Source organism: Roseburia rectibacter (genome assembly GCF_014287515.2).
GTDB lineage: Bacteria > Bacillota > Clostridia > Lachnospirales > Lachnospiraceae > Roseburia > Roseburia rectibacter.
Genome location: NZ_CP092473.1, coordinates 3,228,818 through 3,249,107, shown reverse-complemented (window position 1 = coordinate 3,249,107; position 20,290 = coordinate 3,228,818). Strand labels below are relative to the sequence as shown.

Sequence of the window (20,290 nt, the reverse complement as noted above, 5' to 3'; positions counted from 1 at the left end):
CACAGGAAAAAGGAGCAGAGGATTTATGAAAATCACAACGAAACAAATTACAACAACAGCAGTCTTACTGGCGATTTGTATCGTGAGCCAGTTCTTTAAAAACACAAGCGTCTATATCACGGGACCGATCATTAATGCATGTCTTATCATTGCCGCATTAGGTGCAGGAATGGCATGCGGGATCATTCTCTCAGTGATCACGCCGGTTACTTCATTTCTGATCACGGGAAGTCCTGTCATGTCAGCAATTCCGGCGATCATCCCATGTGTTATGATCGGAAATATGATTCTCGTGGTTGCCGTCAGTCTGCTTGCAAAGAAGATCAAGGGCAATGCAGGACTGATCGCAGGTATGGCAGCAGGCAGTATCGCAAAAGCATTATTTATGGGAATCGTGATCGCATTGATCTTAATCCCTTCCTTGCTCCCGGAAGCAATGGTACCTAAAATGGCAGTATTCCAGACAACATTTTCCGTGACGCAGCTTATCACAGCAGCAATCGGAAGCGTATTCGCATTTATCATCTGGATTCCTTTAAAAAAAGTAATCGCAGGGCAGAACTAAGTGTGAGCCATCATTTATCAGGTGCCCTATTTCGATTACAAATAGTATAACGCATGCTTATGAATAATAAATAATATTATGAATTTAAGTAATGGCGAATATAAGCCTTTGGAATAATCTTGACACTCAAAAAAGAAAGTATCATAATGATGGTCAGAAAAAAACGATAGAGAGTCGGAGGCATATGTTATGGATATCAGATTTGAAAAAAGAGAACATTTAAAGGAGAAACCGGATCAGAAACATCTTGGATTCGGAAAATATATGACAGACTATATGTTTGTTATGGACTGGACAAAAGAAGAGGGCTGGAAAGATGCAAGAATCGTTCCGGAAGGACCGATTACCATGGATCCTGCATGTGTAACTTTACATTACGCACAGGAAACATTTGAGGGCATGAAAGCATACCGTACAGCAGAGGGCAAGATCCAGTTATTCCGTCCGGAAATGAACGCAAAGAGAATGATTAATTCCAACGCAAGACTCTGCATGCCGGAGTTCCCGGTTGATATGTTTGTGGAGGCAGTAAAAGCACTGGTAAAAGTTGAAGAGGACTGGGTTCCGTCAGAACCTGAGACATCTCTTTACATCCGTCCATTTATGTTTGCAACAGAAGCCGCACTTGGTGTACATATGGCATCTGCTTATAAGTTTATGATTATCTGCTGCCCGGTTGGCGCATATTATGCAGAGGGAATCAACCCGGTTAAGATCTTAGTCGAGGACGAGCTGGTTCGTGCCGTAAAAGGTGGTACCGGATTTACAAAATGCGGTGGTAACTACGCAGGTTCCATTTTAGGACAGGTCAAAGCAGAGAAAATGGGATATTCTCAGGTACTCTGGTTAGACGGCGAGCATCGTAAATATGTAGAGGAAGTTGGAACCATGAACATCATGTTCAAGATCGCTGGCGAGATCTACACAGCACCGATTGAGGGAACTGTTCTTCCGGGTGTAACAAGAGATTCCATGATCCATCTGTTAAGAGACTGGGGTTATAAAGTAAATGAGACCAGACTTTCCGTAGACGATCTGATGAAAGCCGGACATGACGGCACACTTGAGGAAGTATTTGGAACAGGTACAGCAGCAGTTATCTCTCCTGTCGGAGAACTCCGCTACAAAGATGATGTTGTAACGGTCAACGATTTCAAGATCGGAGAGCTGACACAGAAATTATATGATACCTTAACCGGAATCCAGTGGGGCAAACTGCCTGATAAATACGGCTGGACAGTAGAGGTAAAATAAACAATATTGTCTGATCACGATTGAAAAAAACACCATGGACATGCACAATGACATGTCTGTGGTGTTTTTTGGTTATACTAAAAATAAGTGACAGGTCACATGTCCTGTGTTAATATGGAACAGAAAGAACGGCATGCCGTATGTGGAAATGGCATCGTTCTGAAAATGGAGGACTACATGAGTAAAACATTAGAAGAATTCGAGCAGTATCTCGATAAAATGAAAAAATATGAACATATTAATACACTTTTGTACTGGGACATGAAAACATGTGCACCAAAACTGGGACAGGCAGGACATATTGATGCGCTGACCTATTTTTCAACGGAAAGTTTTGCGATGTCTACTTCGGATGAACTTTATGGAATGTTGGAAAAATTAAAGAAGCCGGAAGAATTTGAACAGTTATCGGATAAGATGAAGTTTATCGTGACACGCATGCAGCGTGATATGGAAAAAGACAGACGGATTCCAAAAGACCGCTATGAAGTGATGGTGCGTGAGCAGGCAGAGTCCGGAAATGCCTGGGAAGAGGCAAAGAATGCATCTGATTTTTCTATTTTTGCACCACATTTAGAAAAAATGATCGCACTTACCAGAGAAATGGCAGGTTATACGGATCCTGGCAAAGAAGTTTATGATGTATTGTTAGATAAATATGAAGAGGGAATGGATTCTGCAACGATTGATCGTCTGTTTGGTGAACTAAAGGAAGCACTGATTCCGCTTGTGAAAAAAATACTTGCCGCAAAACAGCCGGATGATGCAAAGTTCCATGCTTATTTTGATCCGGATGACCAGAGAAAAGTACAGGATCTTTTACTTTCCTACATTGGATTTTCCAAAGATGCCGGTTCAGTGGGAGAGACAGAGCACCCATTCACACTGAATTTTTCATCAAAAGATGTCCGTGTGACCAATCATTATTACGAGCATGATCCGATCTCAGCAATGTTTTCTGCAATTCATGAGGGTGGTCATGCGATCTTTGAGCAGAATGTCAATCCGGAATATGACAATACGGTAGCCGGAAGCTGTCATTACATGGGCGTTCATGAAAGCCAGTCCCGTTTTTATGAGAATATTTTAGGTCGCAATAACAACTTCTGGATTCCGGTTTATGGGAAAGTGCAGGAGCTGATGCCGCAGATGAAGGAGATTTCGCTGGATGAGTTTTACCATGAGATCAATCATGTCAGAAACAGCCTGATCCGTACCGAGGCAGATGAGGTGACCTATTGCTTCCATATTATATTGCGCTATGAAATGGAAAAGGCAATCTTCCGTGAGAATATTCCGGTTGGGAATCTGCCGGAATTGTGGAATCAGAAAATGAAAGAATACTTAGATATCACCCCGGCGAATGATGCAGAGGGAATCTTGCAGGATATGCACTGGTCAGACGGCTCATTCGGTTATTTTCCAAGTTATCTTTTGGGAAGCATCTATGATGGAATGTATTTAGAGGAGCTTGAAAAAGAATTAGGACCGGTGGATGAGATCTTAAAAGATGGCAGAATTTTACAGATCACAAAATGGCTGAACAAAAAAATTCACTGGTATGGCAGTACACGTACACCGAAAGAAGTGATCGCAAATGTGTGCGGCAAAGAAGTATCAGCAGAGCCGCTGGTGCGTTATTTTGAAAAAAAATATGCCGACATATATAATTTAGATCATTTAATGGAAAAATAAGACCGGTAAATTAATTTGCAGTTAAAACGCAGATCAGATTGAAAGATCGGATTTTTCACAGACAGGAATGGAGATTGCTATGAAAAAACAGGGAATTATTTTTGACATGGACGGTACACTCTGGGATTCCGCAGCCAATGTGGCTGAATCCTGGAACGAAGCGATCCGTCAGGATGGAAGGATAAATAAGGTACTCACGGAAGCAGATATCAAGGGCGTTATGGGAAAAACCATGGATGTGATCGCAAAGCTGTTATTCCCGGAACTTTCCGAAGCAGAGCAGGAATCTCTTTTAGCAGAGTGCTGCAGGATAGAAAATGATTATTTAAGAGAGCACGGCGGTGTGCTTTACCCGGATCTTGAGGATACTTTCAAAGAATTAAAAAAGAATTATGAACTCTATATTGTAAGTAATTGTCAGAAAGGTTACATTGAGGCATTTTTAGATCACTATCATTTCTGGGATTATTTTTCAGATATTGAATGTTATGGCAATAATCTTTTACAGAAAGGTGATAATATCAGACTTCTGGCAGACCGGAATCATTTAGAGGAAGCGGTCTATGTGGGTGATATCCAGGGAGATTATGAGGCAAGCAAAAAGGCGGGAGTCGGATTTATACATGCTGCATATGGTTTTGGAAGTGTTCCGGAAGCACAGCATAAGATTCTGGCATTTTCAGAACTTGTGACAAAAAAGGTGGCAGAAAAATATTTTGCAGAGAAGAACAGGGACTGAATCATGTTTATGAAAAATAATGCTGTCAAAAAGATTACGGATGAGTGGTAAAGGAAATAGTACAGTATGACAAAGCTAGAAGAATTGTTAAAACAGATCAACCGAAAACACGTATATATCCAGACACATAATTTCCCGGATCCGGATGCGATCGCAAGTGCGCTTGGCATACAGGAGTTATTAAAGCACAATGGTATTACTTCGACGATCTGTTACAAAGGAAAAATCGACCGTTACAGCACAGATAAACTGCGGGAACTGATGAACATTGAGCTCCTGAATGTGGAAGATCTTGGAGCGATCCTGACGGAAGAAGATGAAGTGATCCTTGTAGATGCACAGAAAGGCAACTCCAATATCATAGATATTACGGGGGATGAGATCATCTGCATTGACCATCATCCCGAAAATGAAAAGTTTTCATACCGGTTTAAGGACATCCGTCCGGGGGTGGGTGCCTGTGCAACGATCGTAGCGCAGTATTTCTTTGAGAATGAGATCCCGATGGATAGAAGGATTGCGACGACTCTGACATACGGTATAAGGATCGACACCAACAATTTGAGCCGTGGGGTATCAAAACTTGATATTGAGATGCTCTACCGGATGTTTGATGAATGTGATTATGAGGTCATTCATATGTTAGAAAACAGTAATCTTTGTTTTGATGACCTGATGGCATATTCCAGCGCCATTTCAAGCATTGAGGTTTATGATGATATCAGCTTCTGTAATACAGGGAAAGATTGTCCGGTGATCGCAAATATATCCGATTTCATGCTTGCTTTAAAAGAAGTGTCATTTTCCGTTGTGTATTCGAGAAAGTCAGACGGGATCAAACTTTCCGTGCGCAGTGAAAAGAGTATGCTCGATGCAGGAAAGATCGTGGCAGAGGCACTGAAGGGAATTGGCAATGGCGGCGGTCACGCATCGATGGCAGGAGGATTTGTGCCATGTACGGGCAGTGACATGGATGTCAAACTGTTAGAGGCACAGATGAAAGAGAGGTTTCTGGCAGTGATCGCGGATGTCAAAAAGCGTGCGGTATAAAAGCGTGCGGTATAAAAGTATCTGGACTCTTGACATTCTTACTTTCCGAGTCTATACTAAAAACTAGATTTTTGGCAAAAGGCAATGACGAAGACAGTAGTTCATCAGAAAAAGTAACAGAGAGCCGGAGCAGGTGGAAACCGGTGCGAGTATCTGCTGAATGAAGATCACTTTCAAGCTGCAGTCTGAAATGATCCCGGCAGGTCGAGATAAGGACTTTTCGAGGCAGAGTAAGCGCTGACGCATTTCCTGCGTTACAGGGAACATGTATCCGGATTTTACCGTGTACATTTGTATATCAGGTGGTATAACGAAGAAATCAAGCCCTCGTCCTATATACAGGACGAGGGCTTTTTTCATTCACAGGATTTCCTGTGAATGAAAAATGATGCGCACCTCGTGGAGAAGAAGTTAGCTGTAAACAGCACCACTCGGGCGCGAAAGAGTCGCAAACGACTCTTTATTTAAGTAATGGAGGTTAGCAATGTATAAGAAAGTTGATGCGAATCTGAATTTCGTAGACAGAGAAAAACAGATCGAAAAGTTCTGGAATGACAACGACATCTTTAAAAAGAGCATGGAACACCGCAAGGAAGGAGAGACGTACACCTTTTATGACGGACCGCCAACTGCAAACGGCAAACCGCACATCGGACATGTGGAGACCCGTACGATCAAAGATATGATCCCGAGATACCAGACCATGAAAGGAAAATTTGTTCCGCGTAAAGCCGGCTGGGATACACACGGACTTCCGGTAGAACTTGAGGTAGAAAAACTCCTTGGTTTAAATGGAAAAGAGCAGATCGAAGAATATGGTATGGAGCCTTTCATCAAAAAATGTAAGGAATCCGTCTGGAAATACAAAGGAATGTGGGAAGATTTCTCTAAGACCGTTGGTTTCTGGGCTGATATGGATAATCCATATGTTACCTATGATGATAATTTTATCGAATCTGAGTGGTGGGCATTAAAAGAAATCTGGAATAAAAACCTTTTATACAAAGGATTTAAGATTGTTCCTTACTGCCCGCGCTGTGGTACACCGTTATCTTCACAGGAAGTTGCGCAGGGTTATAAAACTGTCAAAGAGCGTTCCGCAGTTGCACGTTTTAAGGTAATCGGAGAGGATGCATACTTCCTTGCATGGACCACAACCCCTTGGACACTTCCGTCTAACGTTGCACTCTGTGTGAACCCGGATGAGACATACTGTAAAGTAAAAGCTGTCGATGGATATACCTATTATATGGCAGAGGCACTGCTTGACACGGTTCTTGGCAAACTGCTTGATAAGGATGCAGCAGAGGGAACAAAGGCATATGAGGTATTAGAGACTTACAAGGGAAGCGATTTAGAGTACAAAGAGTATGAGCCTTTATTTGACTGTGCAAAAGAGATTATCGAAAAACAGCACAAAAAAGCGCATTACATCGTATGTGATACCTATGTAACCATGACAGATGGTACTGGTATCGTTCATATCGCACCTGCATTCGGTGAAGATGATGCCGCTGTCGGAAGAAAATATGACCTTCCATTTGTACAGCTTGTAGATGGAAAAGGTGAGCTTACAAAAGAAACACCATATGCCGGTATTTTTGTAAAGAAAGCCGATCCTATGGTATTAAAAGATCTCAATGAAAAAGGATTATTATTTGATGCGCCGAAGTTTGAACATGAATATCCACACTGCTGGAGATGCGACACACCACTGATCTACTACGCAAGAGAATCCTGGTTCATCAAGATGACTGCAGTCAAAGATGACCTGATCCGCAACAATAACACCGTAAACTGGATTCCGGAGTCCATCGGAAAAGGACGTTTTGGTGACTGGCTTGAGAATATCCAGGACTGGGGTATTTCCCGTAACCGTTACTGGGGAACACCACTTCCGGTATGGGAGTGTGAGTGTGGTCATCAGGAGTGTATCGGAAGCCGCGCAGAACTCGCGGAGAGAAGCGGTAATCCAAATGATGCCAAAGTAGAACTTCATCGTCCGTATATCGATGCAGTTACATTCAAATGTCCGGATTGTGGAAAAGAAATGCATCGTGTACCGGAAGTAATCGACTGCTGGTTCGATTCCGGAGCAATGCCATTTGCACAGCATCACTATCCATTTGAGAACAAAGATGTATTTGAAAAACAGTTCCCGGCGAAGTTTATCTCTGAGGCAGTTGACCAGACAAGAGGATGGTTCTACTCCCTGATGGCAGAATCTACACTGTTATTTAACAAAGCGCCTTACGAGAACGTTATCGTTCTTGGCCATGTACAGGATGAGAACGGACAGAAGATGAGTAAGTCCAAAGGAAATGCAGTAGATCCGTTTGATGCATTAGAGACTTATGGCGCAGATGCGATCCGCTGGTATTTCTATACAAGCAGTGCACCGTGGATCCCGAAACGTTTCAGCGGTAAGCTGGTACAGGAAGGACAGCGCAAATTCATGGGTACTCTGTGGAATACTTATGCATTTTTTGTACTGTATGCAAATATTGACCAGTTTGATGCGACGAAATATACTTTAGATTATGAGAAATTATCCGTTATGGATAAATGGCTGTTATCCAAACTGAATTCTGCGATCAAAGGAACAGATGAGAACCTTGCAAATTACCGCATCCCGGAGGCAGCAAAGGTACTCGATGAGTTCGTGGATGACATGAGTAACTGGTATGTCAGAAGAAGCCGTGACCGTTTCTGGGCAAAGGGCATGGAGCAGGATAAGATCAATGCTTACATGACACTTTATACTGCACTTGTTGAGATCTGTAAGGCAGCAGCTCCTATGATCCCATTCATGACAGAGGAGATTTATCAGAATCTGGTGCGTTCCATCAATACAGAGGCACCGGAGAGTATCCATCTGTGCGATTTCCCGGCAGTCAATGAAAGCTGGATCGACAAAGATTTAGAGAAAAATATGGATGAGGTCTTAAAGATCGTTGTTATGGGTCGGGCGTGCCGTAACTCTGCAAATATCAAGAATCGTCAGCCAATCGGAAATATGTATGTCAAAGCACCGAATGTACTGCCAGAATATTTTGTGGAGATCATCGAGGATGAGTTAAATGTGAAGAAAGTAAACTTCACAGAGGATGTCAGTGCATATACAAGCTATACTTTCAAACCACAGCTTCGTACTGTCGGACCGAAATATGGCAAGTTCTTAGGACAGATCCAGAAAGCACTTGCAGAGTTAGACGGAAATAAGGCAATGGCAGAATTAAAGGCAAACGGCGTGCTTGCGCTGCCTTCTGTCAGTGATGATGTAAAACTTTCCGAGGAAGACCTTCTGATCACGATGACACAGATGGAAGGTTATGTGACGGAAGGAGATAATACGGTAACAGTTGTGCTTGATACGAACCTGACACTTGAACTGGTAGAGGAAGGATTTGTCCGTGAGCTGATCAGCAAGATCCAGACCATGCGTAAGGAAGCCGGATTTGAGGTTATGGATAAAATTTCCATTTACTATCATGCAGATGAAAAAGTAGCCGACATCTTTAATAAGTACGAAAATGACATCATGGGTGATGTTTTAGGTACTGAAGTTGTAGCAGAAGCTGATTCTTTTGACTCCGGAGAAAACGGAATTTACTGCAAGGAATGGAACATCAATGGGGAAAAAGTATTGCTTGGAGTCAAAAAAGGAGAAAACTAGATGAAGGAAAATGTTTTCAACAAAGAAGCGTTTATTGAGGATGTAAAAGAAAATGTAAAGAATCTTTACCGCAAAACGTTAGATGAGGCGTCACAGCAGGAGATTTTTCAGGCAGTTTCCTACACGGTAAAAGATGTCATTATTGATGACTGGCTTGCCACACAGAAAGCGTTTGACAAACAGGATCCAAAGATGGTTTACTACATGTCCATGGAGTTTTTAATGGGTCGTGCGCTTGGCAACAACATGATCAATTTAAAAATGTACAAAGAGGTCAAAGAGGCACTTGAGGAGATCGGTCTGAACTTAGATGAGATCGAGGATCAGGAGCCGGATCCGGCACTTGGAAATGGCGGACTCGGACGTCTTGCAGCCTGCTTTATGGAGTCACTGGCAACACTTGGATACGCAGCTTACGGCTGCGGTATCCGTTACCGGTACGGAATGTTCAAACAGAAGATCAAAGACGGTTTTCAGGTGGAAGTGCCGGATAACTGGTTAAAGAATGGATATCCGTTTGAACTTCGCCGTCCGGAGTATTCCTATGAAGTTAAATTCGGCGGTTATGTCCGTGCAGAAGTGACAGAAGAGGGGAAAACACGTTTTATACAGGAAAATTACCAGTCTGTTTTAGCGGTACCGTATGATATGCCGATCGTAGGTTATGGCAATCATGTGGTAGATACCTTAATGATCTGGGATGCAGAGCCGATGGAGTGCTTTGAGTTAGACTCTTTTGATAAAGGTGATTACCACAAGGCAGTAGAGCAGGAAAATCTTGCCCGCAACTTAGTGGAAGTACTTTATCCGAATGATAATCATATCGCAGGAAAAGAGCTTCGTTTAAAACAGCAGTATTTCTTTGTATCTGCAAGTGTACAGCGTGCGCTGGCACGTTACAAAAAACATCATGATGATATCCACAAACTGCCGGAGAAAGTGACATTCCAGTTAAATGATACACATCCGACTGTTGCAGTGGCAGAACTTATGCGTATTTTACTTGACGAAGAAGGATTAAGCTGGGATGAGGCATGGGAGATCACAACAAAGACCTGTGCATACACCAACCACACGATCATGGCTGAGGCACTTGAAAAATGGCCGATCGAGATATTCTCAAGGCTGCTTCCGCGTATCTATCAGATCGTTGAGGAGATTAACCGCAGATTTATTTTACAGATCCAGGCGGAGTTCCCTGGCGATAACGGCAAGGTTGCACGCATGGCGATCGTTTATGATGGTCAGGTGAAGATGGCACATCTTGCAATCGCAGCAGGATATTCCGTAAACGGTGTGGCAAAACTCCACACAGAGATTTTAAAGAATGAGCAGCTTCATGATTTTTATGAGTTATTCCCGCAGAAGTTCAACAACAAGACAAACGGAATCACACAGCGCCGCTTCTTAATGCATGGTGATCCATTGCTTGCAGACTGGGTAAGTGAGCATATCGGAAATGACTGGATCACAAATCTTGCCCATATTGAAAAGCTGGCGATTTATGCAACTGATAAGAAAGCACAGCAGGAGTTCATGAATATCAAATACCAGAATAAACTGCGTCTTGCAAAATATATCAAAGAGCATAATGGTATCGAAGTAGATCCACGTTCTATCTTTGATGTGCAGGTAAAACGTCTGCATGAATACAAACGTCAGCTGCTCAACATTTTGCATGTTATGTACCTGTACAATGAATTAAAAGAGCATCCGGATATGGATTTTTATCCGAGAACATTTATTTTTGGCGCAAAAGCAGCAGCAGGCTATAAGAATGCCAAACTTACAATCAAGCTGATCAACAATGTTGCAGATGTCATCAACAATGACAGAAGCATTAATGGCAAGATCAAAGTTGTATTTATTGAAGACTACCGTGTATCGATCGCAGAGTGGATCTTTGCGGCAGCAGATGTCAGTGAGCAGATTTCTACAGCCAGCAAAGAGGCATCCGGAACCGGTAACATGAAATTCATGTTAAACGGTGCGCTGACGCTCGGAACGATGGATGGTGCCAATGTTGAGATCGTAGAGGAAGTCGGCAAAGAAAATGCCTTTATTTTCGGTATGAGTTCCGATGAAGTCATTGCGCATGAAAGAAACCGTGACTATGATCCAATGCAGATCTTCAACAGTGATCAGGATATCCGTAAGGTACTGATGCAGCTCATCAATGGATTTTATTCACCGAATGATCCTGAGTTATTCCGTGACCTTTACAATTCACTGCTCAATACACAGTGTACACAGTTTGCAGATACCTATTTCATTTTAAAGGATTTCCGTTCCTATGCAGATGCACAGAGACGCGTCATGGAAGCATACAAAGATGAGGAAGGCTGGGCAAAGAGTGCAATCTTAAATATCGCGCATGCCGGTAAATTCTCATCTGACCGTACGATTCAGGAATATGTAGATGATATCTGGCACTTAGACAAAATTACCGTAGAGGTATAAGAAAATCGTATAAGATAGCAGACTGCCTGTTTTAGCAGGCAGGTCTGTGCACAGAAAAAGAAACCCGGCTTTGGGGTCATGAACCTTAAAGCCGGGTTTTTACATAATAATGTTTTTTTAATATCTTAGTTTAAAATCTTAATACTTCCTAAAAGTGGAAGCTCTTTGTCACCGGCGCAGAATGCAATCAGCCAGCCGATAAGCGTGATGTAGGAAACGATTCCTGTTGTTTTCTTGTCCATAAGTAAACCTCCTCGAAAATTTAATAACATTCGTATTGTAACACTCTTATCAGTGAAATGCAAAAAAATATCTCCCTTTTTACAAAAGTGTGTCTGATGCATACTAACTCATAATTATACGAAACACCACACTTTTATTCATTTTCTATTCATTTCCGGCTAATGGGTATTCATTTTTACTCTAAGTTATCATGCAATTTATTAGAATGGAATTTTTGAAAGAGCCAGCACCTTGAATGGGCTGACTCTTTCAATGTCACTTGTAATTGACAAACTGGAATTTTCAAATTAGTCTTTGCAAATAACCTTTGAATCTTCACCATCAATTACAATTCCCTGACGGTTGTTAATTGGGCATAGATTCAAATCCGAAAACTCAGTCATTATTTTCTCGGTAACTTTCTTAAATGGTGCTGTAAGATAATGCGGAAGAACATAGAAATCAATCAAATCAATCCCTGCATCATCTTCTTGTGAGTAGTCCTCCGGCTTTTCATCCATTTGCTCGATATATTGGATGCTTGGAGCGCATATAATTGCGCCTGCCGACTCGCCGATCATCAATTTTCCATTTGCCAATTCCTTTTTCAGCAGTCCATCAGTTCCCGTTTTACGGAGCTGGTCCATAAGAAAGAAAGAATTTCCGCCGGTAAAATATATCACATCTGCTTCTTCAAAAACAGACTGTATCGTTGAATAAGCCTCCGTTGAAATATCAATTTCAGTTACGATCGCTCCCAACTTTTTGAATAATTTTCGAGCCGAGCCGACATAACCGGTGTAGCCTTCACGCAGTGAAGCTGTTGGAATAAATGCGACTTTCTTATTTTCAATTTCTTCCTTTATCAGACTTCCTACACTTGAAAAGTGCGAACATAAAAATAATTTCATCAATATTCTCCTTTATAAATTTTGATTTGTATAACAGTAGTCTAACACACGTTGTTTAAAAATACTACAGCCAAGCCAATGTCTGTAATTTGCCCTAAAATTTCATTTTATGGAATTTGGACTACTTGATTTTCTAATTGCATACACAATTCGTGAAATGTATCATTATACTGTTGATACATCAGACACACAAATGTAAATAGGGACAAAAATATAGAGAAAAAAAGAGAATTTTGCAGAAATAAGGAAAATATAAAGAGAATCTTTCAAAAATCTTTATTTTTTTCTGCGGGCGTTCTTTGCATTCGGAAGGTATGATAATACTCAAAGGAGGGTAAGAGCAGGAAGATATCAGTTGTGCCGGGAATAATACAGGATTTGTTTCATTTTGATAAGGTAAATGATATACTGATAGGAAGTGTGGCAAAAAGGAATATCTGCGGCACAGAAAGAAAAGGGGAGAAGTGTGAAAATCTTTCACACAGACAAAAATAATGGAACAGTACAATATTTTAATCGTAGAAGATGACAAAGAGATCCGTGATGGAATCGAGATATTTTTAAAAAGCCAGAATTATAACGTTTATAAGGCGGCAGATGGTATAGAAGGTTTAGAGATTATTGAGAGTAAGGAGATACATCTTGCGATCGTTGATATCATGATGCCGCGTATGGATGGGGTAACAATGACATTAAAACTCAGGGAACATCATGATTTTCCTGTAATTATGCTTTCGGCGAAATCAGAGGAGACAGATAAAGTGATCGGGCTGAACATCGGAGCGGACGATTATGTGACAAAACCATTTACGCCGTTAGAATTGATGGCGCGCGTCAATTCCCAGATCCGGCGTTATACAAAGTTTAACAACAAAAGTCAGGAGAAAAAGGAAAATGACAGGGTACATATCATTGGCGGAATTGAGCTGAATGAAGATACGGTAGAAGTATTTGTGGATGGAAAACCGGTAAAAATGACACCGATTGAGTTTAAAATCTTAGCACTTCTGATGAAAAATCCGGGAAGAGTTTATTCGGCGGACGAGATTTACGAGCGTGTCTGGAATGAAAAAGCGATCAATACGGATACGATTATGGTGCATGTGAGAAATATCAGGGATAAGATCGAGATCAATCCGAGAGAACCAAAATATTTAAAGGTGGTGTGGGGCGTTGGATATAAAATGGAAAAACAGCCGTAAGGCGGGGATTGTGATAACAGCAGGGTTTCTTCTTGTTTTAGCAGTTATCAATTTTTTATGCTATCCGGGAATCAATCGCAGAAGCAAAGACTGGATGCAAAAGACAGAAGCAGCAAAAACAGGTGCAGACAGTGATACGCAGATTCGGACACAGTTTCTGAAAAATCTGTATGAGGGATTTTATCTGCTCGATCTGGAATATCAGAATCAGAAGAGTGAGACGGAGATGTCAGCAACAGATCTTTATATCGCATCTTATGCAAAAGCGGATGAAACCGACAGGTGGGAGTCACAGGAACAATTAGAGCAGGTAACCAATGATGAAGTATTGTCGGTGATGGATGAATGGAGCAGTCAGTTTGAAAAAATCCGTTCCCAGATTGATTATTGCGTCATGGAATCCGAAGATGGAAGTAAACTGAAAAATACAACGCAGAATTTAGAGAGTGTACTCGGTGGAGAGGAAAAGGATGTCAGTGAACAACTGGCACAATATTACAGCGAATTGTTTGCGGTAAAATTTAATGAAGTCGGGGCGATGGAAGTAATTCCTCTGCTGTCAGACAGGGAAAATAGCGGCGATCTTTTAGTAAAATCCTTAGGGGCACAGGAACGCAGTGAACTGTTAAAAACTAATCTGGAAGAATATTTTAATCCGACAGACATGCCCGTGCTCAAAGGACCGGAAAATATAGAGTTTGTGATCGGTATTTCCAAAGAGAAAGCATCTGAAAATATTCTTTATGATTCTGGCAGTGATGAGGAAGAAGATTATTTTGAAAAGCTGTCCGCCTATAAAATTAATGGGGCACTTCCATTGTATGGCGCATCTGTTGTAGCGGTGATCGCATTTATGTTTTTTATGACAGGGAAAAAAGCCGGAGGCAATATCTTAAATGATGGAAAGGTACATGCTTACGCGGCAGAACTTGGAGTCACAGGTGTGATCTGCGGACTGTGTCTGCAGAATTACTTTATGGAACTTATCTGGTCATATGGATTTGATTCATTTTCGGATGCGGCAGATGAACTGATGGGTGGACAGGTTTATGATGTTGTGATCAGCGTACTTACTGTAGTTGGAACTTTGTGGCTGATCTATGCAATGTGGTTTGCAGCCGCATATCTGCTGAGACCGGTATTTTCAGTCGGACTATGGGAATATGTTAAAAGATACAGTCTGGTCTATCAGATCTTCCCATGGATAATAAAACAGTTTAAAAAGACAGGCAACCGGATCAGACAGTGGTGGAACACACTCTCCGGGGAGATCACACACATTGATTTCAGTGAGGAAACGACAAAACTGATCTTAAAAGTTGTCGTTATAAACTTTGCAGTGCTTGCAGCCTGTTCCTTGTTCTGGTTCTTTGGGATCGGTGCATTAGTTGTCTATTCGATCGTCCTGTTTTTTATTATAAAGAAACATTATGAGCAGATCAATAAAGATTATCATGCGATGTTAGATGCCATGCAGACGATCGCAGAAGGTAATCTTGATCAGGAGATTCAGGGGGATTTTGGCATATTTAATCCGTTCCGGTACGAACTTGCGCAGATCCAGACCGGTATGAAAAAAGCTGTGGAGGAAGAGGTAAAGAGCCAGCGTATGAAAACAGAACTGATCACAAATGTTTCACATGACTTAAAAACACCGCTCACTGCCATCACGACATACATTGAACTGCTGAAAAAAGAAGACATCACGGAGGAAGAAAGACGTTCTTACATTGATACTTTAGAGCGTAAATCACTGCGCCTTAAGGTGCTGATCGAAGATCTTTTTGAAGTCAGCAAGGCAAACAGCAATAATATCGTACTTAATAAGATGGAACTTGATGTTGTAAACCTGATCAAACAGGTAAGTATTGAACATGTGGATAAGATGAAAGAGCGGGGACTCGAACTTAAGTGGAATGTGCCGGAAGAGAAAGTACTGTTAATGCTTGATAACCAGAAAACCTACCGCATTTTTGAAAATCTCTTTGTCAATGTGGTCAAATATGCAATGCAGGGCAGCAGGGTTTATTTAGAGGTGCGAAAGAAAGCATCCCTTGTGGAAATCATCTTAAAAAATATGTCTGCTGAGGAAATACATATCAGCGGTGATGAGATCACGGAACGATTTGTGCGTGGCGACAGTTCAAGAAACACAGAAGGTTCCGGACTTGGTCTTGCGATCGCAAAAAGTTTTACCGAAGCCCAGGACGGCGAATTCCACGTCGAGGTCGACGGGGATCTGTTCAAAGTTGTCATTTTGTTTTAGGGACGGGTGTGTTATAATACCGTTTAGAAAATGTAGATCTCTGCAAAACTCAACAAAATGTGGAGCTATTGCGAGAGACTGACAAATGAATAAGAAGGTGCTGGGGAGCCGCCGGTACTTAGTGACCGTATTTTGGTCACTTAGTATCCGTTGCGAGCGACACGCAGCGGAAGCGTGCCTTCGTTTCATGTGTCAGTCTCTCGCAATTTCAGAAAAAGTGGGTGAGTTTTACAGGTATTACAATTAACAAATGGGAGGATCACACAATGGAAACAATGGACGACTACAAAGACGAACTGGAAGCCTCTTTCCGCAGGATCAACGAGGGAGACATCATTTCCGGTACTGTCATTGATGTAAATGAAGAGGAAGTAACACTGGATTTAAAATATTATGCGCAGGGTATCATCAAAGTTGCAGATTTAAGCAATGATCCTGATTTTAATGTGCTAGAGCAGGTACATAAAGGTGATGTGATCGAGGCAACAGTGGTACAGAAAGACGATGGTGCAGGCAATATCGTACTTTCAAAGAAAGAAGCAAACGATATACTCGCATGGGATAAATTAAAACAGATGATGGAAGGTGAGACGACAGTAAAAGTGCGCATCCAAGAGAGCGTACCGAGCGGTGTTGTTACTTATCTGGAAGGTATCCGTGCATTTATCCCGGCATCGCAGATCACACTTGATTATGTGGAAGATACCGATGCGTGGATCGGAAAAGAGATCGAGGTACGCGTGATCACTGTGGATGCAGAAAAAGAAAAACTTGTTTTATCCGGCAAGGCAGTAGCAAGAGAGGCAGAAGCCGAAGAACGTAAACACAAGATCTCCATGATCGTGCCTGGCACTGTCATGGAAGGAACTGTTGAGTCACTGATGCCATATGGTGCATTCATAAACCTTGGAAACGGACTGAGTGGTCTGGTACATATTTCACAGATCTGTGAGCGCCGTATCAAAAAGCCGTCCGAAGTGTTAAAAGAGGGACAGAAGGTAAAAGTAAAAGTTGTCAATACCAACGATAATAAGATCAGCCTCAGCATGAAAGCACTGCAGGAAGAGATGGTTGATACCGAAGGTGTTGCAGAGGAAGAATTAGAAAAATATACCGATACAGAATCCACAGGCACCAGCCTAGGCTCTTTACTGGCAGGATTTCACTTTGACGCGTAAGCAGTAAAAACATCAGAGGCATCAAGAGACAAAAATCTTGACGCCTCTGTTTTTTTCCCCAGAATCTTTGTCATATATTGTTGACAAGGAAACAAACTTGCGCTATATTAAAACAGAAGTAATTGTTGACAAGGAAACAATATTTGCTTTTATGTAAGGGAGTGGATGTATGAAAGAGCAGGAGCTTCTGTTAAAAGAGCTTGCGCTGATGTTAGAGCGGCAGGACATGCTCTCGAAGCTGACCGAGGGGAAATGTCTCGATGAATATGGCTATTCCGAGACGCACTGTATTGACTATATTGGAAGATTAGAGTTACCCAATGTTACCAAGATCGCAGAAAATATGGGGATGACAAGAGGCGCGATCAGCAAAATGACAAAGAAGCTGTTAGCGAAAGGTCTGATTGAAAAATACACTTTGGAATCAAACAAAAAAGAAGTCTATTTTAAACTGACGGATCTAGGAAAAATGTTGTTTGAGGAACATGCAAAACGTCACAAACGCTGGGAAAAAAGGGATATGGAGTTTTTGTCCCATTATTCTACAGAGGATGTAAAGACGGTGTATCAGTTTATGAAAGAATTTAATCACTACTTAGAGGGACAGATTGAAGAATTATCATAACGATATAGGAAAGTATGAAACAGTTACGGATCAGACAGAAGTTTTGAGATCCATAGGATCGACATAAAAATTGCCTGCGGGCAATCCGCAGGCAACAGGATATTTAAGATTCACTGTCAGTGTCTGTACTGACATCGTCATTAGTATCTGTGCTGACAGCTGCATCAATATCTGTGTTTGTTTTAGTATCAGTATCTTCGTCCGTATCTGTTTCTGCAGAAGGAATCACGCGTACAGGGATGTCTTTTGTGATATCTTCAATTGTTTCAGAATCAGAATTTATGGAAGTAAGGACTGCAGTGCGGTCGGATGGGGTTTCAGAGGTACTTCCCACAGCAGATGTTGTAGTATCCGTATTCTGTAAAGCAGAAGAGACATCTGTTGATGTTGTCTGACCAGATATCATATTTTTTAATTTTAAAATAGCAGTTAAGATATCGAGTGCATCTTTACTGATATTTTTGGAGGAGAAGAAATCAGCGAGCATCTGATTTGCTTCATCTCTTGCAGTTCCGGTCAGACTGAAAATAGAAGAAAGCTGGTCTGAAACGGAAGATACCGTATTAGAAACAGCAGAACCAAATTCTTCCATATAAGAGAGAACCTTTTTAACGTAATTCTGTGTCTCAGTAAAAGGCGGGATGCCGCCGTATTTGTCAACATTTGCACTGCCGGCATTGTAAGCGGCGAGAGCAAGGGAGATATTTCCCTGATAGTTGGACAATAACTGACTGATATATTTTGCACCGCCCATGATATTTTCTCTGGCATCGTAGGAATTAGAAACGCCAAGAGCAGCAGCGGTCGATGGCATTAACTGCATGATACCGACGGCACCTGCACTGCTTACGGCAGACGGATTAAATCCGGATTCTGCTTTTGCAATTGATTTTAGTATAATAGAAGAAACACCATAGGTATTGGCTGCATCTTCGAAAATAGAGTCAAGCTCGCTCGAAGTATAAGAACTTGCGGATGATGCAGCAGTCTGACCTGTGGATACGGTCGATGTATCAGATACGGCGGTATTGGTGCTGATGGTGTTCTGATTGTTTTCTATAGCTTTTGTACTGTCAGCTAACACGGTTGCAAAATCGTCTGAAGTAGTCTGCTTTGCAGTTTCGGCACGTTTGGCAGCCTGCGAATGGATACGGTCAACTAATGCCTGATCCATATAGTTTAATACGGTAATACTCATTCATAACTCCTTTTCGTGTAAAACGCGACTAGAAAAAGTATAGCACATGTTTTTGCAATAGTGAAGTTTTTGTTGAAAATTGTCTTGATGTATCGTAAAAATTGTTGTAGAGTACATAGTGCGATAAGCTAAAGTGATAAAGTGCAGGGGATAGATAAAAGAAATGGATTGTGAAATAGAAAAAAACAAAATAAGTAAAAAATCCTCCTATGGAAAAGCATTTAAAGCCGCATTTCCATATACCATACCGGTCATGACAGGATATCTGTTTATCGGCATGGCTTTCGGAGTGATGATCCAGGAAAAAGGGTATAATTTTCTGTGGGCGATATTGATGAGCGTTCTTTGTTATGCAGGGAGCGGACAATATCTCGCCGTGAACTTTTTTGCACCGGGTGTGAGCCTTTTACAGGTGATCTTTATGGAGTTTATGTTAAATATCCGGCATATTTTTTATGGACTGTCGTTGTTAGAGCGTTTTGCAAAGATGGGAAAAAAACGTCTGTATATGATCTTTTCCCTGACAGATGAGACATATTCCTTATTTTTTGTAACGAAAGTGCCAAAGGATGTGGACGAAGGACAGTTCTTATTTGCGATCGCACTGTTAGACCAGCTTTACTGGATCGCAGGTTCGGCGATCGGAGCACTGCTTGGTTCGGTGCTTCCAATCGACACAACAGGCATTGATTTTGCGATGACGGCATTGTTTGTTGTGATCATGGTGGAACAGTGGATGGAGTCAAAAAACCGTCCGAGTGTGCTGATCGGACTTGGATGCGGACTGATCTGCCTGCTGATCTTTGGGGCAGACAATTTTATCCTGCCGACCATGATCTGCATTATGTTAATTCTGCTTCCGTACAGAAAGTTTTTGGATAAAGAAACAGAACAGAAAAAGGAGGTAGAGCATCATGCCGGTTAGTGTGGCACGTTCACTTGTTATCATTGCAGCAGTTGCGGGAACGATCTTTTTTACAAGACTCTGCCCGTTTTTATTCTTTCCGCCGGGAAAACCGATCCCGCCTGTGATACAGTACCTTGGAAAGGTGCTGCCGCCCGCAGTGATAGGGATGCTGGTGATTTATTGCTTAAAGGCGGTAAGTATTACATCCTATCCATATGGGCTTCCGGAGTTTATATCCGTGGCAGTGGTGATACTGCTTCATGTCTGGAAACGAAACAACCTGCTTAGTATCGGCGTCGGCACAGTGCTTTATATGGTGCTGGTACAGGCTGTATTTTAAAT

General features: G+C 41.7%; 15 protein-coding genes. 13 read left to right on the top strand and 2 right to left on the bottom strand.

The features are described from left to right. Nucleotides 1–25 precede the first annotated feature (25 nt). The 7 genes from H8S51_RS14945 (at nt 26) to H8S51_RS14915 (ending at nt 11,439) form a co-directional block, all read left to right on the top strand. Nucleotides 26–565 carry an ECF transporter S component gene (locus tag H8S51_RS14945; protein WP_117921071.1) on the top strand — a complete coding sequence of 180 codons (540 nt, stop codon included), beginning with the start codon at nt 26–28 and terminating at the stop codon, nt 563–565. 189 nt (nt 566–754) lie between these two features. After that, nucleotides 755–1,819 carry a branched-chain amino acid aminotransferase gene (locus H8S51_RS14940; RefSeq protein WP_186900007.1) on the top strand — a complete coding sequence of 355 codons (1,065 nt, stop codon included), beginning with the start codon at nt 755–757 and terminating at the stop codon, nt 1,817–1,819. 177 nt (nt 1,820–1,996) lie between these two features. Next, nucleotides 1,997–3,514 carry a carboxypeptidase M32 gene (locus H8S51_RS14935; RefSeq protein ID WP_186900006.1) on the top strand — a complete coding sequence of 506 codons (1,518 nt, stop codon included), beginning with the start codon at nt 1,997–1,999 and terminating at the stop codon, nt 3,512–3,514. A gap of 79 nt (nt 3,515–3,593) precedes the next feature. Beyond that, nucleotides 3,594–4,253 (top strand): HAD family hydrolase, encoded by a 660-nt coding sequence (locus H8S51_RS14930; protein ID WP_157350399.1) that lies wholly within the window; start codon nt 3,594–3,596, stop codon nt 4,251–4,253. Between the two features lie 66 nt (nt 4,254–4,319). Then, the gene (locus H8S51_RS14925) at nt 4,320–5,303 is read left to right on the top strand and encodes a DHH family phosphoesterase (protein ID WP_117921074.1); all 984 of its coding nucleotides are present in this window, start codon (nt 4,320–4,322) and stop codon (nt 5,301–5,303) included. A gap of 484 nt (nt 5,304–5,787) precedes the next feature. Beyond that, entirely contained in the window at nt 5,788–8,979 is a 3,192-nt protein-coding gene (gene ileS / locus H8S51_RS14920) for an isoleucine--tRNA ligase (RefSeq protein WP_186900005.1), read from the top strand. Then, nucleotides 8,980–11,439, top strand: coding sequence for a glycogen/starch/alpha-glucan phosphorylase (locus H8S51_RS14915; RefSeq protein WP_186900004.1), 2,460 nt, complete (start codon nt 8,980–8,982; stop codon nt 11,437–11,439). Nucleotides 11,440–11,969: 530 nt separating this feature from the next. Here H8S51_RS14915 and H8S51_RS14910 read toward each other — a convergent pair. Beyond that, nucleotides 11,970–12,572: a Type 1 glutamine amidotransferase-like domain-containing protein gene (locus tag H8S51_RS14910; RefSeq protein ID WP_007888235.1), complete on the bottom strand. Its 603-nt coding sequence runs from the start codon at nt 12,570–12,572 to the stop codon at nt 11,970–11,972. 494 nt (nt 12,573–13,066) lie between these two features. Between H8S51_RS14910 and H8S51_RS14905 the strand changes: the two genes are divergently transcribed. From H8S51_RS14905 to H8S51_RS14890, 4 genes are all read left to right on the top strand, one after another. Further along, the gene (locus tag H8S51_RS14905) at nt 13,067–13,774 is read left to right on the top strand and encodes a response regulator transcription factor (RefSeq protein WP_015520092.1); all 708 of its coding nucleotides are present in this window, start codon (nt 13,067–13,069) and stop codon (nt 13,772–13,774) included. Continuing rightward, a complete protein-coding gene (locus H8S51_RS14900; protein WP_186900003.1) occupies nt 13,746–16,040 on the top strand; it encodes a sensor histidine kinase in 2,295 nt (764 codons plus the stop codon). The genes H8S51_RS14905 and H8S51_RS14900 overlap by 29 nt, the downstream gene beginning before the upstream one ends. A 266-nt stretch (nt 16,041–16,306) precedes the next feature. Next, on the top strand, nt 16,307–17,218 hold the full coding sequence (locus tag H8S51_RS14895) for a S1 RNA-binding domain-containing protein (protein ID WP_186900002.1): 912 nt from the start codon (nt 16,307–16,309) through the stop codon (nt 17,216–17,218). A gap of 169 nt (nt 17,219–17,387) precedes the next feature. Continuing rightward, nucleotides 17,388–17,843 (top strand): MarR family transcriptional regulator, encoded by a 456-nt coding sequence (locus H8S51_RS14890; protein WP_117921081.1) that lies wholly within the window; start codon nt 17,388–17,390, stop codon nt 17,841–17,843. A 103-nt stretch (nt 17,844–17,946) separates the two neighbouring features. Here H8S51_RS14890 and H8S51_RS14885 read toward each other — a convergent pair whose 3' ends face one another. After that, nucleotides 17,947–19,041, bottom strand: a complete 1,095-nt coding sequence (locus H8S51_RS14885; protein WP_186900001.1) for a lytic transglycosylase domain-containing protein — start codon at nt 19,039–19,041, stop codon at nt 17,947–17,949. Nucleotides 19,042–19,204: 163 nt separating this feature from the next. On the opposite strand from H8S51_RS14885, the gene H8S51_RS14880 reads away from it, so the two are divergent. Together H8S51_RS14880 and H8S51_RS14875 are read left to right on the top strand one after the other, a co-directional pair. Next, the gene (locus H8S51_RS14880; protein ID WP_117921083.1) at nt 19,205–19,966 is read left to right on the top strand and encodes an AzlC family ABC transporter permease; all 762 of its coding nucleotides are present in this window, start codon (nt 19,205–19,207) and stop codon (nt 19,964–19,966) included. Beyond that, nucleotides 19,956–20,288, top strand: coding sequence for a branched-chain amino acid transporter permease (locus H8S51_RS14875; RefSeq protein WP_117921084.1), 333 nt, complete (start codon nt 19,956–19,958; stop codon nt 20,286–20,288). Before H8S51_RS14880 ends, H8S51_RS14875 begins: the two co-directional genes overlap by 11 nt. The last annotated feature ends 2 nt before the right edge of the window (nt 20,289–20,290 follow it).

What these genes read in the sequence shown, in the direction of transcription:
- H8S51_RS14890 (WP_117921081.1), top strand. Translation starts at nt 17,388, where the DNA reads ATGAAAGAGCAGGAGCTTCTGTTAAAAGAGCTTGCGCTGATGTTAGAG.
- H8S51_RS14915 (WP_186900004.1), top strand. Translation starts at nt 8,980, where the DNA reads ATGAAGGAAAATGTTTTCAACAAAGAAGCGTTTATTGAGGATGTAAAA.
- H8S51_RS14940 (WP_186900007.1), top strand. Translation starts at nt 755, where the DNA reads ATGGATATCAGATTTGAAAAAAGAGAACATTTAAAGGAGAAACCGGAT.
- H8S51_RS14885 (WP_186900001.1), bottom strand. Translation starts at nt 19,041, where the DNA reads ATGAGTATTACCGTATTAAACTATATGGATCAGGCATTAGTTGACCGT.
- H8S51_RS14930 (WP_157350399.1), top strand. Translation starts at nt 3,594, where the DNA reads ATGAAAAAACAGGGAATTATTTTTGACATGGACGGTACACTCTGGGAT.
- H8S51_RS14945 (WP_117921071.1), top strand. Translation starts at nt 26, where the DNA reads ATGAAAATCACAACGAAACAAATTACAACAACAGCAGTCTTACTGGCG.
- H8S51_RS14935 (WP_186900006.1), top strand. Translation starts at nt 1,997, where the DNA reads ATGAGTAAAACATTAGAAGAATTCGAGCAGTATCTCGATAAAATGAAA.
- H8S51_RS14910 (WP_007888235.1), bottom strand. Translation starts at nt 12,572, where the DNA reads ATGAAATTATTTTTATGTTCGCACTTTTCAAGTGTAGGAAGTCTGATA.
- H8S51_RS14880 (WP_117921083.1), top strand. Translation starts at nt 19,205, where the DNA reads ATGGATTGTGAAATAGAAAAAAACAAAATAAGTAAAAAATCCTCCTAT.
- H8S51_RS14925 (WP_117921074.1), top strand. Translation starts at nt 4,320, where the DNA reads ATGACAAAGCTAGAAGAATTGTTAAAACAGATCAACCGAAAACACGTA.
- H8S51_RS14875 (WP_117921084.1), top strand. Translation starts at nt 19,956, where the DNA reads ATGCCGGTTAGTGTGGCACGTTCACTTGTTATCATTGCAGCAGTTGCG.
- H8S51_RS14905 (WP_015520092.1), top strand. Translation starts at nt 13,067, where the DNA reads ATGGAACAGTACAATATTTTAATCGTAGAAGATGACAAAGAGATCCGT.
- ileS (WP_186900005.1), top strand. Translation starts at nt 5,788, where the DNA reads ATGTATAAGAAAGTTGATGCGAATCTGAATTTCGTAGACAGAGAAAAA.
- H8S51_RS14895 (WP_186900002.1), top strand. Translation starts at nt 16,307, where the DNA reads ATGGAAACAATGGACGACTACAAAGACGAACTGGAAGCCTCTTTCCGC.